The sequence below is a fragment of the Kitasatospora sp. NPDC051702 genome, from assembly GCF_040681575.1.
Taxonomy (GTDB): domain Bacteria; phylum Actinomycetota; class Actinomycetes; order Streptomycetales; family Streptomycetaceae; genus Kitasatospora.
This window is the reverse complement of record NZ_JBFAZB010000086.1, coordinates 1-15,304: the sequence shown is the minus strand read 5'-3', so window position 1 is coordinate 15,304 and position 15,304 is coordinate 1. Positions and strand designations below refer to the sequence as shown.

The 15,304-nt window shown below is 72.1% G+C and carries 15 protein-coding genes and 1 rRNA gene; 11 read left to right on the top strand and 5 right to left on the bottom strand.

Going from position 1 to position 15,304, the window contains the following annotated elements; all coding sequences use genetic code 11:
* The 9 genes from rrf to pstB form a co-directional block, all read left to right on the top strand.
* A 5S ribosomal RNA gene (rrf, locus tag AB0N04_RS37960) occupies positions 1–85 on the top strand; the annotation flags it as partial.
* A 95-nt stretch (positions 86–180) separates the two neighbouring features.
* Positions 181–1,164, top strand: a complete 984-nt coding sequence (mshD, locus tag AB0N04_RS37955) for a mycothiol synthase (RefSeq protein ID WP_360215104.1) — start codon at positions 181–183, stop codon at positions 1,162–1,164.
* Positions 1,165–1,584: 420 nt separating this feature from the next.
* Positions 1,585–3,762 (top strand): RNA degradosome polyphosphate kinase, encoded by a 2,178-nt coding sequence (locus tag AB0N04_RS37950; RefSeq protein WP_360214933.1) that lies wholly within the window; start codon positions 1,585–1,587, stop codon positions 3,760–3,762.
* Positions 3,763–3,879: 117 nt separating this feature from the next.
* A complete protein-coding gene (locus tag AB0N04_RS37945) occupies positions 3,880–4,968 on the top strand; it encodes a CHAD domain-containing protein (protein ID WP_360214936.1) in 1,089 nt (362 codons plus the stop codon).
* Between the two features lie 88 nt (positions 4,969–5,056).
* Positions 5,057–5,497, top strand: coding sequence for an NUDIX hydrolase (locus AB0N04_RS37940; RefSeq protein WP_360215106.1), 441 nt, complete (start codon positions 5,057–5,059; stop codon positions 5,495–5,497).
* A 227-nt stretch (positions 5,498–5,724) separates the two neighbouring features.
* Positions 5,725–6,861 (top strand): phosphate ABC transporter substrate-binding protein PstS, encoded by a 1,137-nt coding sequence (gene pstS, locus AB0N04_RS37935; protein WP_360214939.1) that lies wholly within the window; start codon positions 5,725–5,727, stop codon positions 6,859–6,861.
* A 149-nt stretch (positions 6,862–7,010) separates the two neighbouring features.
* Positions 7,011–7,991 carry a phosphate ABC transporter permease subunit PstC gene (pstC, locus tag AB0N04_RS37930; protein ID WP_360214942.1) on the top strand — a complete coding sequence of 327 codons (981 nt, stop codon included), beginning with the start codon at positions 7,011–7,013 and terminating at the stop codon, positions 7,989–7,991.
* Positions 7,988–9,064, top strand: a complete 1,077-nt coding sequence (gene pstA / locus AB0N04_RS37925; RefSeq protein WP_360214945.1) for a phosphate ABC transporter permease PstA — start codon at positions 7,988–7,990, stop codon at positions 9,062–9,064. Before pstC ends, pstA begins: the two co-directional genes overlap by 4 nt.
* A 68-nt stretch (positions 9,065–9,132) precedes the next feature.
* Positions 9,133–9,909: a phosphate ABC transporter ATP-binding protein PstB gene (gene pstB, locus AB0N04_RS37920; protein WP_360214948.1), complete on the top strand. Its 777-nt coding sequence runs from the start codon at positions 9,133–9,135 to the stop codon at positions 9,907–9,909.
* Between the two features lie 141 nt (positions 9,910–10,050).
* Here the strand turns inward: pstB and AB0N04_RS37915 are convergent, their stop codons facing one another.
* Together AB0N04_RS37915 and AB0N04_RS37910 are read right to left on the bottom strand one after the other, a co-directional pair.
* Positions 10,051–11,046: an inorganic phosphate transporter gene (locus AB0N04_RS37915; protein WP_360214951.1), complete on the bottom strand. Its 996-nt coding sequence runs from the start codon at positions 11,044–11,046 to the stop codon at positions 10,051–10,053.
* 5 nt (positions 11,047–11,051) lie between these two features.
* Entirely contained in the window at positions 11,052–11,672 is a 621-nt protein-coding gene (locus AB0N04_RS37910; protein WP_329489086.1) for a DUF47 family protein, read from the bottom strand.
* Between the two features lie 378 nt (positions 11,673–12,050).
* Between AB0N04_RS37910 and AB0N04_RS37905 the strand changes: the two genes are divergently transcribed.
* Positions 12,051–12,431 carry a metal-sensitive transcriptional regulator gene (locus AB0N04_RS37905; protein WP_360214954.1) on the top strand — a complete coding sequence of 127 codons (381 nt, stop codon included), beginning with the start codon at positions 12,051–12,053 and terminating at the stop codon, positions 12,429–12,431.
* A gap of 78 nt (positions 12,432–12,509) precedes the next feature.
* Here the strand turns inward: AB0N04_RS37905 and AB0N04_RS37900 are convergent, their stop codons facing one another.
* The gene (locus tag AB0N04_RS37900; protein ID WP_360215109.1) at positions 12,510–12,704 is read right to left on the bottom strand and encodes a hypothetical protein; all 195 of its coding nucleotides are present in this window, start codon (positions 12,702–12,704) and stop codon (positions 12,510–12,512) included.
* Positions 12,705–12,903: 199 nt separating this feature from the next.
* On the bottom strand, positions 12,904–13,809 hold the full coding sequence (locus AB0N04_RS37895; protein WP_360214957.1) for a hypothetical protein: 906 nt from the start codon (positions 13,807–13,809) through the stop codon (positions 12,904–12,906).
* A gap of 183 nt (positions 13,810–13,992) precedes the next feature.
* Here AB0N04_RS37895 and AB0N04_RS37890 point away from each other — a divergent pair, with 183 nt between their 5' ends.
* The gene (locus tag AB0N04_RS37890) at positions 13,993–14,181 is read left to right on the top strand and encodes a hypothetical protein (protein WP_360214960.1); all 189 of its coding nucleotides are present in this window, start codon (positions 13,993–13,995) and stop codon (positions 14,179–14,181) included.
* Between the two features lie 73 nt (positions 14,182–14,254).
* Here AB0N04_RS37890 and AB0N04_RS37885 read toward each other — a convergent pair whose 3' ends face one another.
* Positions 14,255–14,971 carry a phosphatase PAP2 family protein gene (locus AB0N04_RS37885; RefSeq protein ID WP_360214963.1) on the bottom strand — a complete coding sequence of 239 codons (717 nt, stop codon included), beginning with the start codon at positions 14,969–14,971 and terminating at the stop codon, positions 14,255–14,257.
* Positions 14,972–15,304: the final 333 nt, after the last annotated feature.

The window sequence follows — 15,304 nt, the reverse complement described above, 5'->3', positions numbered from 1 at the left end:
TTACATTCCGAACCCGGAAGCTAAGCCTCACAGCGCCGATGGTACTGCAGGGGGGACCCTGTGGGAGAGTAGGACGCCGCCGAACAATCATTCACAAAGAACCCCTGATCCGTTCCGGATCGGGGGTTCTTTGCATTTCCGGTGACGTATTGTCAGGGCATGGACGATCAGACGACGGTCATGGCGAACAGTGTGCTCCGGCCCGAGCAGCGCGAGGGTGCCCTGCGGGTCCTGGCGGACGCCCAGGTGGTGGACGGTCGGGCCGCGGTGTCCGAGCAGGGCCGGCTCCGGCTCCGTTCCTCGGACACGCCTCGCGGGTCGGTCACCCACTTCGTCGAGAGCGAGGGCGCCGGCGGGCCCGCGGCGGCGGAGACCGGTGGCGCGGGGGCCGTCGTCGGCTACGGCCAGCTGGAGATCCAGGAGCGCCCGGCCGCCGAGCTGGTGGTCGACCCGGCGGCCCGTGGCCGGGGCCTGGCCCGTCCGCTGGTGGACGCGGTGCTGGCGGAGGCCCACCGGGCGGGGCGCGACGCGGTGGACTTCTGGGTGCACGGCGGTCATCCGGCGGCCCGGCACCTGGCCGGGGCGTACGGCGCCGAGCTGGTCCGCGAGCTGAGGCAGATGCGCCGCACCGGGCCGCAGACCGAGGCCGTCGCCGTCCCCGGGGGCGTCGAGCTCCGCACCTTCCGTCCGGGGGAGGACGACGCGGAGTGGCTGCGGCTGAACGCGCTGGCCTTCGCCCACCACCCGGAGCAGGGTGCCTGGACGGAGCAGGACCTCGCCGAGCGGCTGGCGGAGCCGTGGTTCGACCCGGCGGGCTTCTTCCTGGCCACCCGGAACGGCCGGGTGGTCGGCTTTCACTGGACGAAGGTGCACCCCGCCACCGCCACCGAGCCCGCCCTGGGCGAGGTGTACGTGGTCGGGGTGGACCCGGCCGAGCAGGGCAGCGGGCTGGGCCGTGCGCTCACCGCGGCCGGCCTCCGTCACCTGACCGGCTCAGGCGGGGGCGAGCGCGGGCTGGAGACCGTGCTGCTCTACGTCGACGCTGACAATCCGGCCGCCGTGCGGGTATATGAACGACTGGGGTTCACCATCCACGAGGTGGACCTCATGTACCGCGTGCACCACCAGGCCGGCCCGTCCGGCCAGGTCGGTGCGTCCGACTAGGCCGACGAGGCCGAATCGGCTGGGACACCCAGGACAGCCAGGACAGCCAGGACAGCCCCGACGGCCCGGACGATCGGGACGGCCCGGCGGTCCCGGCGGGAAGCGGACCGGGGGCCGGTCCCGGTGGGCCCACTAGCCCGACCGGGCGGCCCGGGGCAAGGGGTCGGACGACACCGGCCCTTGCCCCGACCGACTCAGCTTTCCTCCTGGCCATGCGGTGTTTACCGTGGATTCAATTGCTGCCGCGAAGATCACAGGATGAAGTCCGTAGTGTCTCGCTCGTGCAGAGTCGACCGCCACGCGTCGGCCGGCCCTGTACAGACCGCGCCCGGCGGGTGGGCGCTGGCCACGGGTGAGGACGACGGCCCGCAGAGCCATTCGCGTCCGGACGCCGTCCTGCTGCTGGAGGAGCTGGAGCCCATGAGCATTCCTCGCCCCGTCTCTGCCGCGCTGTCCCCGCCGGCCCGGATGTCCAGTGCGCTGGGGATACCGCCCGAGCTGCCGGCCGAGGACGAGCAGGAGTTCGACGCCCTGCCCCAGGGCCGCTTCCTCGATCGCGAGCGCAGCTGGCTCGCCTTCAACGAGCGCGTCCTGGAGCTCGCCGAGGACCCGGGGATCCCGTTGCTGGAGCGGGCCAAGTTCCTCGCCATCTTCGCGAGCAACCTGGACGAGTTCTTCATGGTCCGGGTGGCCGGGCTGAAGCGCCGCATCGCCACCGGCGTCGCCCAGCGCAGCGCCTCGGGCCTGCAGCCGCGCGAGGTGCTGGACCTGATCTGGACCCGCTCGCGGGAGCTGATGGCCAGGCACGCCGCGGCCTTCCAGCAGGAGGTGCTGCCGGACCTCGCCGCCGAGGGCATCGAGGTGGTCCGCTGGCCGGAGCTGGCGGAGAAGGAGCAGGCCCGGCTGCACACGCTGTTCCGGCAGAAGATCTTCCCCGTGCTGACCCCGCTGGCGGTCGACCCGGCGCACCCCTTCCCGTACATATCGGGACTCTCGCTCAACCTGGCCGTCGTGGTGCGCAACCCGGTGTCCGGGCACAAGCACTTCGCCAGGGTGAAGGTGCCGCAGTCGCTGGCCCGCTTCCTGGAGGCCTCGCCGCAGCGCTACGTCCCGCTCGAGGACGTGATGGGAGCGCACCTGGAGGAGCTCTTCCCCGGCATGGAGGTGCTGGCCCACCACGCGTTCCGGGTCACCCGCAACGAGGACCTCGAGGTGGAGGAGGACGACACCGAGAACATCCTCAAGGCCCTGGAGAAGGAGCTGATGCGGCGGCGCTTCGGCCCGCCGGTGCGGCTGGAGGTCGAGGAGTCCATCGACCCCTACATCCTGGACCTGCTGGTGCGGGAGCTGAACATCACCGAGGCGGAGGTCTTCCCGCTGCCCGGGCCGCTGGACCTGACCGGTCTGTTCGGCATCGCCGAGCTGGACCGTCCGGAGCTGAAGTACCCGAAGTTCGTGGCGGGCACCGCGCGCGGACTGACCGACGTCGAATCGGCCTCGCAGCCGGACATCTTCGCCGCGATGCGCGAGCGGGACGTGCTGCTGCACCACCCGTACGACAGCTTCTCCACTTCGGTCCAGGCCTTCCTGGAGCAGGCCGCCGCCGACCCGGACGTGCTCGCGATCAAGCAGACGCTGTACCGCACCTCGGGCGACTCGCCGATCGTGGACGCGCTGATCGACGCGGCGGAGTCCGGCAAGCAGGTGCTGGTGCTGGTCGAGATCAAGGCGCGCTTCGACGAGCAGGCCAACATCAAGTGGGCCCGCAAGCTCGAGGAGGCCGGCTGCCACGTGGTGTACGGCCTGGTCGGGCTGAAGACGCACTGCAAGCTGTCGCTGGTCGTCCGCCAGGAGGGCGACACCCTGCGCCGCTACTCGCACGTGGGCACCGGCAACTACCACCCGAAGACCGCCCGGCTCTACGAGGACCTGGGGCTGCTGACCTCGGACCCGCAGGTCGGGGCGGACCTCTCGGACCTGTTCAACCGGCTCTCCGGGTACTCGCGCCGGGAGTCCTACCGCCGTCTGCTGACCGCCCCGCGCGGTCTGCGCGACGGCCTGGTGTCGCGGATCCACAACGAGATCGCCCACCACCGGGCCGGCCGCCCGGCCCACGTGAAGCTCAAGGTCAACTCGATCGTCGACGAGGCCGTGATCGACGCGCTGTACCGGGCCTCGCAGGCCGGGGTGCCGGTGGACGTCTGGGTGCGCGGGATCTGTGCGATCCGGCCGGGGGTGCCCGGGCTGAGCGAGAACATCCGGGTGCGCAGCATCCTGGGGCGCTTCCTGGAGCACTCCCGGATCTTCGTGTTCGGCAACAACGGCGACCCGGAGGTCTGGATCGGCAGCGCCGACATGATGCACCGCAACCTGGACCGCCGGATCGAGGCGCTGCTGCGGATCACCGATCCCGCGCACCGCGCCGAACTGTCCGGGCTGATCGACCTCGGGGTGTCGGACGAGACCGAGTCCTGGCACCTGGGGCCGGACGGCGCGTGGACCCGCCACTCGCAGGACGCCGAGGGCCGGTCGCTGCGGCACGTCCAGGACCTGCTCATCGACTCGCGCCAGCGCCGCCGGGCCGCCACCTCGCGCTGACGCGACCACTGATGCGAGCCGCTGGAGCCACCGGCCCCGATGCCCGCGGGCCGGAGCTCCAGCGGTCGGCCACCAGCCCCGGGGGACGAACCCGGGGGAACGGGGATCTACCACGCCATGACCGATGCGCCGATGACGGCCCAGGCGGCCTCCACCGCGACCGCCGGGGACATCCTCTCCAGCCATCTCACCGCCCAGGCGGGCGCGTTCCTGCGCGCCCTGCCGCTGGCGGTGGGCGAGGTCGGCGCCAGACCGGGGACGGCCGCGGTCGTCCCGGCGGCCGGCACCGCGGACCTGCTGCGGTCGGTGCGGCGGGTCGGCGGGCTGCTGCACACCTTCGGCACGCTGTTCGAGCAGGGCTGGGCCCAGGAGTCGCGCACCGAGCTGCGCTGGCTGCTCAACCTGCTGGCGCTGGAGCCCGGCTACGTCCGCCGCTCGGCCCGCCTGCTGGGCGCGCTGGACTCGCTGAGCGGCAGCGACCCGGAGGGGACGGGCATGCTGGCCGGGCACGCCGGGGCGCCCAAGGCGCGGGCGCTGCTGGACCGGCAGCTGACCCTGGCCCGCACCCGGGCGCACTCCTCGGTGCTCCAGGAGCTCCGCTCGGCCCGGCTGCACGCGCTGGCGGACCGGATGACCCTGCTGGTCGGCGAGGCCCCGCTGCTGGAGGCGGCGGGCGGGCGGGCGGCGGCGGTGCTGCTGCCGCAGGCGGCCGCCGCGTTCGCGGCCCTGTCGGCCAGCGCCCAGCAGCTCCCGCTGCAGCGGGCCGCCACGCCGTACGGCGGGGACGGCATGCGCCGGCTGGGCGCGGTGCCCGCGGCGCGGGGCCCGGCGGACGCGGACGCGGCGCTGGCGGCCGACGACGCCCCGTGGGCGCGGACGCGGATCCTGGTGAAGCGGGCCCGGTACGCGTCGGAGGTGTGCGGCCGGGGTGCGGCGGAGCTGGACGAGCTGGACGCGGTGCTGGGCCGGCACCAGGAGGCGGCGGACGCGGCGGTGACCGCGGCCACGGCGGCGCGGACGCCGCGGATCACCCCGGCGACCGCGTACGTGCTGGGCGTGGTGCATGCTGATCAGCGACTGGAGGTGGAGGCGGCGCGGTACGCCTTCTGCCGCCGGTGGCCCGACCTGTCGCCCGGCCCGGACGGCTGGCCGGACCTCCCCCCTGCCGAGGGCTGGGGGCATTCCCCCGCACCACGGACGGCCTGAATTGCGTGATCGCCTGAGCACCGGGCGGGCAGAGGACAGCCCCACGACGAGGGCGGCGCACGCCCCGGTGATCCTGGCGGCCGGCGCGGTGCTGTGGCTGCCCGGCCGGCCGAAGAAGAGCGGCCGGCTGGGGCGGCCGCGGATCGCGGTGATCCACCGGCCCAAGTACGACGACTGGAGCCTGCCGAAGGGCAAGCTCGACCCGGGGGAGGGAATGGTCGCGGCGGCGCTGCGCGAGGTGCGGGAGGAGACCGGCTACTCCTGCGTGCTGGGACCGGAGCTGCCGTCCCAGCACTACCTGGTGCAGGGCCGGCCGAAGGAGGTCCGGTACTGGGCGGCGGTGCCGTCGGGCGGGGCCTTCCGGCCGAACCGCGAGGTGGACCGGCTGGAGTGGCTGCCGGCGGGCAAGGCCCGCGCGCGGCTGACGCACGGGCGCGACCGGCTGCTGGTCGACGCCCTGCTGCTGGTCCTGGGGGCGCGGCCGGTGCGGGCGGGCGGGGTGCCGTCGGCGGAGGACCGGCGGAAGTGATCTCGTCGCGCCCTTGCCGTGACGCAACCGTTACTACCTGACGTAGTTTCCTGTCATCCGTTCGAGGTTCACTCCCCGTTCACTTGCGACCGGCTGTCGTGTCACTTACCCGGCCTAACTTCGGGTCTACCGGAGGGCCGCACGGGCCCCGGACCACAGCAAAACCCGCGCTCCGCCGTCCTCGCACGGCCCGCGCGACGGGCAATGCCACAGAAAGGGACACCCCAGTGAAGCTCCAGCGGAACGGCCGCTCCAAGGCCCTCGCCATCGGTGCCATGGCGCTCGTCAGCTCGCTGTCGCTCGCCGCCTGCGGCTCGGACGATAACAACAACACCACGGCGTCCAACGGCTCCAGCGGTTCGGCCTCGGCCACCGCGGCGATCAACTGTGGCAAGCCCGGTGCGCTGATCGCCGCCGGCTCGACCGCCCAGGGCAACGCGATCGACGTGTGGAAGACCACCTTCGGTGCGGCCTGCTCCGGCACCACGGTCAACTACGGCGGCGTGGGCTCCGGCGCGGGCGTCCAGCAGTTCACCCAGGGCAAGGTCCAGTTCGCGGGCTCCGACTCGGCCCTGAAGCCGGCCGAGGTCGACGCGACCAAGGCGGTCTGCACCGGCGGCCAGGGCATCGACCTCCCGATGGTCGGCGGTCTGATCTCGCTCGTCTACAACGTGGACAACGTCGACAACCTGGTCCTGGACGGCCCCACCGCCGCCAAGATCTTCGACTCGCAGATCACCAAGTGGAACGACCCGGCGATCGCCGCCCTCAACCCGGGCGCCAAGCTGCCGGACGCCGACATCCAGTCGTTCCACCGCTCGGACGACTCCGGCACCACCGACAACCTGACCAAGTACTTCTCCAAGGCCTCGGGCGGCGCCTGGACCTACCCGTCCAGCAAGACCTGGGCGGCCAAGGGCGGCCAGTCGGCCAACGGCAGCGCCGGCGTCGCGGCCCAGGTGAAGCAGGTCAAGAACTCGATCAGCTACGTCGAGCTCTCCTTCGCCCAGACCAACAACCTGAAGAGCGCCGCCATCAACACCGGCGCCTCCAAGCCGGTCGCGGCCACCGCCGAGAACGCCGCCAACACCTTCGCCAAGGCCAAGGTCGCCGGCACCGGCAGCGACCTGGCGCTGACGCTCGACTACGCGACCAAGGACGAGGGCTCCTACCCGCTGGTCCTGGTCACCTACGAGATCGTCTGCGACAAGGGCAACAAGGCCGACACGCTGGACACCCTGAAGGCCTTCCTGAGCTACACCATCAGCGACGCGGGCCAGAAGGCGATCGGCGAGAAGGGCTACGTCCCGCTGCCGAAGGAGCTGACGGACAAGGTCAACGCGGTCGTCCCGACCCTGGCCTGACCGTACGGCACGACCGGTGGGGCGGCCCCGTGAGCGAGGGGGGCCGCGGCCGCCCCACCGGAACGCACTGACCCAGCACCACGTCCGGGGCACCGCCGCCATGGTGCCGTCCCCCCTTCCGGGGCGGCACCACCAGACCGGAGTAGACAATGACTTCATCCTCCCCTGCCGCCCCGCGAGGCAGGGAACGCCGGAAGCGCGACAGCCGCTTCGGCGACAAGGTCTTCATGAACCTCGCTCGGGGTTCGGGCATCTTCCTGCTGGTCATCATGGCCGCCATCGCCGGCTTCCTGACCTGGCGGACGGGCCTGGCGCTCAGCAAGGACCAGGGCAACTTCCTCACCACCTTCGAATGGGCGCCGGACGCCCCGAAGCCGGTCTTCGGCATCGCCGTCCTGGTCTTCGGCACGATCGTCAGCGCCATCATCGCGATGGTGATCGCCGTCCCGGTGGCGATCGGGATCGCGCTGTTCATCTCGCACTACGCGCCGCGCCGGATCGCCCAGCCCTTCGCCTACCTGGTGGACCTGCTGGCCGCCGTGCCCAGCATCGTGTACGGCCTCTGGGGCGCGCTCTTCCTGGTGCCGCACATGGACGGCCTGACCAGCTGGCTGAACGAGTACCTGGGCTGGACGTACGTCTTCGACCAGACCAAGACCGGCACCACCCCGCGCAACCTGTTCACGGTCGGCATCCTGCTGGCGATCATGATCCTGCCGATCATCACCGCGGTCTCCCGCGAGGTGTTCCGCCAGGTGCCGCGGATGCACGAGGAGGCGGCTCTCGCGCTCGGCGCGACCCGCTGGGAGATGATCCGCACCTCGGTGCTGCCGTTCGGCCGCCCCGGCATCATCTCGGCCTCGATGCTCGGCCTCGGCCGCGCCCTCGGCGAGACCATCGCGGTCGCCGTGGTGCTCTCCGCGAGCAACGTCCTCTCGCTGCACGTCCTCGACCCGGGGGGCGGCACCTTCGCGCAGAACATCGCGCTGAAGTTCGCCGAGGCCGGTGACACCGGCCGCAACGCCCTGATGGCCTCCGGCCTCGTCCTGTTCGTCATCACCCTGCTGGTGAACGGTGCCGCGCGGCTGATCGTCGCCCGCCGCAAGGAGTACTCGGGGGCCAACGCATGATCTCGGAGCTCGCCTCTGTCCCCGCGGACGCCCGGCCGACCGGCCGGCCGCTGACCGCCAACCGGCTGCCCAAGTGGGCCCCGGCCGCCGTCGCCGCCGGCTCGCTCGCGCTCGGCTGCGGGATCGGCGCCGTCGGCGGGCTGGAGAGCCACCTGCAGTGGGGCCTGATCTCCGCCCTGCTCTTCGTGGCGATCGGCTACGGCCTCTCGGCCCGCGTCGAGGGCCGCCGCCAGGCCAAGGACCGGCTCGCCACCTCGGTGGTCTGGGTCGCCTTCATCCTGGCCGTCGTCCCGCTGGTCGCGCTGACGGTGTACACCGTCCAGCAGGGCATCGCGGTGGTCAACGGGAACTTCCTGAGCCACTCGATGAAGGGCGTCATCCAGTCCGGCCCCGGCGGCGGCATCTACCACGCGCTGATCGGCACCCTGCAGCAGGTCGCGCTGGCCACCGCCATCGCGGCTCCGGTCGGTCTGCTGACCGCCGTCTACCTGGTCGAGTACGGCCGCGGCAAGCTCGCCAAGGCGGTCACCTTCTTCGTCGACGTCATGACGGGTGTCCCGTCGATCGTCGCCGGTCTGTTCATCCTGTCGCTGTGGAACCTCGCCCTGGGCTTCAACTACTCCGGCTTCTCGGGCAGCCTCGCGCTGGCGATCCTGATGATGCCGGTCGTGGTCCGGTCCACCGAGGAGATGCTCAAGCTCGTCCCGAACGAGCTGCGCGAGGCCTCGTACGCGCTCGGCGTGCCGAAGTGGAAGACCATCCTGCGGATCGTCCTCCCCACCGCGATCGGCGGCATCACCACCGGTGTGATGCTCGCGGTCGCCCGCATCACGGGCGAGACCGCCCCGGTGATGATGCTGGTCTTCGGCGCCGACTACATCAACAGCAACCCGTTCGACGGGCCGCAGCAGTCCCTGCCGATGTACATCTGGCAGCAGTACTCGCTGGTCAACAACGACTACGGCTACGCCCGTGCCTGGGGTGCCGCGCTGGTGCTGATCGCCTTCGTGATGGGGCTCAACCTCATCGCCCGGGGCATCGCACGCTGGCGCTCGCCCAAGGGCGGACACTGACGACCGACTGACGTACGACACAGCATTCATTAGCGGCCCCCAGGCCGCGGGCGAGAGAAGTAACGATCATGGCCAAGCGCATCGACGTCAGCGGACTGTCCGCCTACTACGGCACCACCAAGGCCATCGAGGACATCTCGATGAGCATCGAGCCCCGCTCGGTGACGGCCTTCATCGGCCCCTCCGGCTGCGGCAAGTCCACCTTCCTGCGCACCCTCAACCGGATGCACGAGGTGATCCCCGGCGCCCGGGTCGAGGGCAAGGTGCTGCTGGACGACGAGAACCTGTACGGCGCCAGCGTCGACCCGGTGGCCGTCCGCCGCTCGGTCGGCATGGTCTTCCAGCGCCCGAACCCGTTCCCGACCATGTCGATCTACGACAACGTGATCGCCGGCCTCAAGCTCGCCGGCGTGCGCAAGAAGTCCGTCCTGGACGACGTGGTGGAGCGCTCGCTGAAGGGCGCCAACCTCTGGAACGAGGTCCACACCCGGCTGAACAAGCCCGGGGCCGGCCTCTCCGGCGGTCAGCAGCAGCGTCTCTGCATCGCCCGCGCCATCGCGGTCGAGCCGCAGGTCCTGCTGATGGACGAGCCCTGCTCCGCGCTCGACCCGATCTCGACCCTCGCCATCGAGGACCTGATCGGCGAGCTGAAGTCGCAGTTCACCATCGTCATCGTGACCCACAACATGCAGCAGGCGGCCCGCGTCAGCGACCGCACCGCCTTCTTCAACCTGGCCGGCGTCGGCCAGCCGGGCAAGCTGATCGAGCTGGACGACACCCAGCGGATCTTCTCCAACCCCTCGGTCCAGGCGACCGAGGACTACATCTCCGGCCGCTTCGGCTAGACCGGACCGCCCGTCCCGCGCCGCCCGGCGCGCACGACGGGACCGAGACTGCTCCGCGGTGCTGCATGGCGGTGCCGCCGTGGAGCATGAAGAAGGGCCCGCCCCCGAGATGTGGGGGCGGGCCCTGTCACGTCCGGGGGCTCAGCCCCAGAAGAGGTGGACGAACCAGTAGATCAGCGCCGCGACGGCGCCCGCCGCCGGCATGGTGATGAACCAGCCGAGCACGATGTTCTTGGCGACGCCCCAGCGCACCGCGCGGATCCGCTTGGTGGCCCCGGCACCCATGATCGCCGAGGTGATCACGTGGGTGGTGGAGATCGGCGCCTTGAAGACGAACGAGGTGATGTACATGACCGTCGAGGCGGTGGCCTCGGCGGCGAAGCCCTGCGGCGGGTCCAGCTCGATGATCTTGCGGCCGAGCGTCCGCATGATCCGCCAGCCGCCCGCGTAGGTGCCCAGCGAGAGCATCGTCGCGCAGGAGATCTTCACCCAGACCGGGATGTCGCCGGTGGTCTGGCGGCCGGAGATGGTGAGCGCCATCACCACGATGCCCATGGTCTTCTGGGCGTCCTGCAGACCGTGCGCCAGCGCCATCGCGGCGGCCGAGGCGGTCTGCGCGACCCGGAAGTTGCGCTTGGCGCGGTGCGGGTTGGCCCGGCGGAAGATCCACAGGATCGCCAGCATCACCAGGAAGCCGCCGATCAGGCCGACCACCGGCGAGACGATCATCGGAATGACGATCTTGTCGATCACTCCGCTCCAGATCACCTCGGTGCCGCCGGCCAGCGCCGCGCCCACCAGGCCGCCGAACAGGGCGTGCGAGGAGGAGGACGGCAGACCGAAGTACCAGGTGACCAGGTTCCAGGCGATCGCGCCGATCAGGGCGGCGAACAGGATCGCCATGCCCTGGTTGCCGCTCGGCGTCTCGATGATCCCGCTGGAGACGGTGTGCGCCACGCCGCTGCCGAGGAAGGCGCCGGCGAGGTTCATCACGGCGGCCATCGCGAGCGCGGCCCTGGGGGTCAGCGCCCGGGTCGAGACCGAGGTGGCGATGGCGTTCGCCGAGTCGTGGAAGCCGTTGGTGTAGGTGAAGAAGAACGCAACGCCGATGACGGCGATGAGTGCAGCCGTGTCCACGAGGGTCAGGACTCCTTGACGGCGATGGTCTCCACCGTGTTGGCGACGTGCTCGAAAGCGTCCGCCGCCTCCTCAAGGACGTCCACGACCTGCTTGAGCTTGAGCACCTCGATGGCGTCGTACTGGCCGGAGAACAGGTGGGCGAGCAGCTTGCGGTGGATCTGGTCGGCCTGGTTCTCGAGCCGGTTGACCTCGATCCAGTACTCGGTCAGGTTCGACATGGTGCGCAGGTTCGGCATCGCCTCGGCGGTCAGCTCCGCGGCCCGCGCCAGCACCTCGATCTGCTGCTCGATCCCCTTCGGCAGGGTCTGGATGTCGTAGAGGACGACCAGGTCGACGGCCTCCTCCATGAAGTCCATGATGTCGTCCAGCGACGAGGCGAGGCTGTAGATGTCCTCGCGGTCGAAGGGCGTGATGAAGGACGAGTTCAGCTGGTGGAAGACCGCATGGGTGGTGTCGTCCCCGGCGTGCTCGGCGGCGCGCATGCGCTCGACGATCTCCGCGCGGGCCGACACGTCTGATCCCAGCAGTTCCAGCAGGAGCTTCGATCCGACGACGAGGTTCTCCGCGGCCGCGGCGAACATGTCGTAGAAGCTCGTCTCCTTCGGGGTCAGGCTAAAACGCACGGAAATCTCCGATGTGCGGGGTAGGGACTGAACGATGCTAGGTGCAACCGAGCGCATTCACGCAAACGGGGTGGTGCCCCCGGAGGTGGAACCTCCCCTTCCGTTCGGCGTGGCACCGGCCGCCCCGGACCGCCCGCCCGGGTGCTGACCTGAGGCCCAGTCTGACGGAACCCCGCCCGGATCGTCCCCGTCGTGCGGACGGAGGACCGGGGCGACGCTCAGACGGCTCAACCCCGCCCCCGGCCCCTCCGGGAGCGCCCGGAGCCGCCCCCGGACGGACGGCACATGCCGCGTCGGCCGTCGGAACACCACGGACGCCCCCGGTGTTGGACACTGGTGGCCGACGCAGCCACCAGGCACCCAGACGAAGGCGGGCCGATGACCACGACGCAAGCGCGCACCGCGCCGGACCACGCGCCCGAGCCCGGCGGCGCGCCCGGGACCGACCCGGCACCCGCCGCGGCCGCCCACCACGGCCCGCACGGCTACAGCGCGCAGAAGGACGCCCACCTGAAGCGGCTGCGCCGGATCGAGGGCCAGATCCGCGGCCTCCAGCGGATGGTCGACGAGGACGTCTACTGCATCGACGTGCTCACCCAGGTCTCGGCCAGCACCAAGGCCCTGCAGTCCTTCGCGCTCTCCCTGCTGGAGGAGCACCTGCGGCACTGCGTCGCCTCCGCCGCCGAGGAGGGCGGGGCCGAGCTCGACGCCAAGGTGGCGGAGGCCACGGCCGCGATCGCCCGCCTGCTGCGCAGCTGAGCCCCCGCGGCCGGCGCCGACCCGGCGCCCCCGCCGCCCCCTGTCGACCCGGTGACGGCTACCGGGCGCCGACGGCCGTCACCGGGTGCCGGACTCCGTCGGCTCGTCGGCCGGCCCGGGCTCGGCCCGGTCGAGCAGCACCTCGTCGATCCGCTCGGTCGGCAGCCGGTCGCCGGCGCTGGCCGTCGCGGCGATCATCAGCTCGCCGGCCAGCTCGATCTCGTCGAGGGCCGCGTCGTCGTGGCCGCCGCTGCGGCCGCCCGTGGACGACACCACCTGCACCACCCCTTCAGTGCCTCGCCAGCCCGGGCGGCAGCCACCCGACGTCCAGCCTAGGCACTTCGGGGCCCGTCCACATGGCACGGACGGGCCATCTCGGCGCCGCCGAAACGGGTGACCGCCGCTCCCCGGACGGCCACCCGCACCGGCGGCGCCCCGTCTCGCCCCGGCGCCGGAGCAGTGGCCGGACGGCCTACTTCGGGCTCTCCGAGGGCTTCATCGCGTAGATGTCCGAGGACGGCGGCTCGGCCGCCTCCACCGGCTTGCCGAAGTCCGTCAGCGAGGTGGTCGAGGTCACCTTCACCTGGTCCTTGGCCTCCTTCGAACCGGCCACCCCGGCGAAGGTGAACACCTCGACCACCTTGTGCAGCCGGCCCTGGTCGTCCAGCCAGACGTCGTACGGGACCTCCTTCACCGTGAAGGTCTGGCCCCCCATCCGCAGGCCGTCCCCGCCCCGGCCACCGGTCGCGTCCGCCGCCTTGGCGAGGTCGAGGGTGCCGCGGTAGTGGTGCAGCGCCACCCCGTCGACCGTCTCGGTGCCCACCGCGTCGGCCTTCTGCGCCCCGCGCAGCGCGCCCGCGGCCGAGGCCGGGTCGGTCGCCCCGCTGCTGACCAGGTTGCCGTCCGGCAGCTGGCGCACGTCCAGCTTGACCCACTTGCCCTCGGGCACCTTCGCGCCGCTGTTCTGCAGGTAGACCGTGCCGGGCAGGACCACCTCGACGATCTTCCCGGTGGTCGCCGCGCCCGGGGGCACCTGGACCTCCAGCCGCCCGATCCGCTTCACGTAGTCGTAGCCGCCCGTCCCCGAGAAGACCGCCTTCTTCTCGGACGACTCGGTGACCAGCTCGGTCGCGGTGTGCGCGGAGCCGGTGCGGCCGGTGATGTCCGCCGCGTTGCGCACCGCCGTCAGCGGGTCCGCGGCGAGCTGGTCGGGGGCGGCCGACCGCTGGTCCGCGGAGTCGGCGGCGGAACCGCCCGCCGAGCACCCGGCGGTCAGGCCGGCCAGGGCGACGGCGAGCAGGGCGGCCCCGGCCGCCGAGTGCAGGTGCGGTACCTGACGGCGGCGACCCGGCCGCCCGGCGCGCTGCTGGTCGGTCATCTTCATCCTCGCGCAACCCCCTCGGGCCCGACTGCCCTGCCGGACACCACCGGGTGGGCAGAGCTCTTGTCGGGCAAACGAGTTGGGCCGCAAAGGGTTACGCGGGACCCACCGGTCCCTCCCGTCCGAGCGGCTCCTGGACGGCGTCGCGCGCCGGGCGTCCGGCGCGTTACGGTGAATCCCGTGCACAGTGAGCTGCCGGCCGCCCCCGGCACCCGGATGCCCGAACACCGCGTCGCCGTCAGCGAACGCGGCTCCTTCGCCTTCGCCACCTGCAGCTGCGGCTGGTACTCCCCGGCCCGCCGCTCGCGCGACCTGGCCCGCCGCGAGGCGGACGGGCACCTCGCCGCGACCGGCGCCCCGCCGGGCTGACGACGGGTTCCGCGGCCCCCCTCGGGCCGGCCACCGGCACCCGGCACCAGCGGCGCCGGAACGGACCGCCGGCTCAGGCCGCCAGGTCGGACTCCGGCGGCTGCTCCTCGCTGCGCACCGCCCCCCGCTCGCGCCCGCGCCGCCGCCCGCGCGGTGCGGCGGCGCCGCCGCGCTCCGCCGCCCGGATCAGCGGGGCGACGGCCGTGCGGCTCAGCGCGTGGCAGAGCGGTACCAGCACGGCCATCGCGATCGGCGCCAGCAGCAGCACCACCGCGGCGGCCAGTGCGAAGCCGCCGATCACGTCGGTCGGGTAGTGGACGCCCATGAACATCCGGCAGAAGCCCTGCAGCAGGGCCAGGCCCCCGGCGATCCAGCCGAGTCGGCGGTTCACCAGGAACAGCGCCACCGCCACGCCCATCGTCATGGTCGAGTGGTCGCTCACGAAGGAGTGCGTGCCGGCCTTGCCGTCCACCAGCACCAGCAGCCCGGGGTGGTCCACGAACGGGCGCGGCCGGTCGACGATCGCGGCGATCGGCAGGTTCGCCAGCTCGGCGATGGCGACCGAGAGCGGCACCCAGAGCAGCCCGGCCACCGCCACCGGCGCGTCCGGGCGGCGTCTGGCCTGCAGCCAGGCCACCAGGCCGAGCATCGCCAGGCCGATCAGGATGCCGTACTCGCCGATCCACGAGACCAGGTGGTCCAGCCACTGCGGTGAGCGCTTGGCCAGGCCGTTGACGGCGTAGAGCAGGCCGAGGTCGGGGTTGGTCGTGTCGGCAAGCGGCGTCGACACGCCGCACCTCCTTCTGGTCCGCTGCACCTGGTCGTTCCGCCCGGGGCCCTCCCGGGGCGGGAAGCTGACGGTGGGCCACCGGAACCAACGTCATCGCCGGTGCACAGCGTTCCACGGAAACGCGCGGTTATGGAAACTTGACTCAGCGTCCACAGGGCACTCACACGTCCCCCGCCGGGAGCGCTCAACCCCTCGCCGCCGGCCGGGCCGTCCCGGTGGCGCCGGTGGCACCCGGGCCGGTCGGGGCGGGCGGCGCGGCCGCCGCGGGCCGGGCGGCCCACGTCGGTGGCGAGCGCGCGGCGCTCCTTGTGGTTCTCGGCGACCAGCTTGACG

What these genes read in the sequence shown, in the direction of transcription:
- mshD (WP_360215104.1), top strand. Translation starts at nt 181, where the DNA reads ATGGCGAACAGTGTGCTCCGGCCCGAGCAGCGCGAGGGTGCCCTGCGG.
- AB0N04_RS37950 (WP_360214933.1), top strand. Translation starts at nt 1,585, where the DNA reads ATGAGCATTCCTCGCCCCGTCTCTGCCGCGCTGTCCCCGCCGGCCCGG.
- AB0N04_RS37945 (WP_360214936.1), top strand. Translation starts at nt 3,880, where the DNA reads ATGACCGATGCGCCGATGACGGCCCAGGCGGCCTCCACCGCGACCGCC.
- pstC (WP_360214942.1), top strand. Translation starts at nt 7,011, where the DNA reads ATGACTTCATCCTCCCCTGCCGCCCCGCGAGGCAGGGAACGCCGGAAG.
- pstA (WP_360214945.1), top strand. Translation starts at nt 7,988, where the DNA reads ATGATCTCGGAGCTCGCCTCTGTCCCCGCGGACGCCCGGCCGACCGGC.
- pstB (WP_360214948.1), top strand. Translation starts at nt 9,133, where the DNA reads ATGGCCAAGCGCATCGACGTCAGCGGACTGTCCGCCTACTACGGCACC.
- AB0N04_RS37905 (WP_360214954.1), top strand. Translation starts at nt 12,051, where the DNA reads ATGACCACGACGCAAGCGCGCACCGCGCCGGACCACGCGCCCGAGCCC.
- AB0N04_RS37895 (WP_360214957.1), bottom strand. Translation starts at nt 13,809, where the DNA reads ATGACCGACCAGCAGCGCGCCGGGCGGCCGGGTCGCCGCCGTCAGGTA.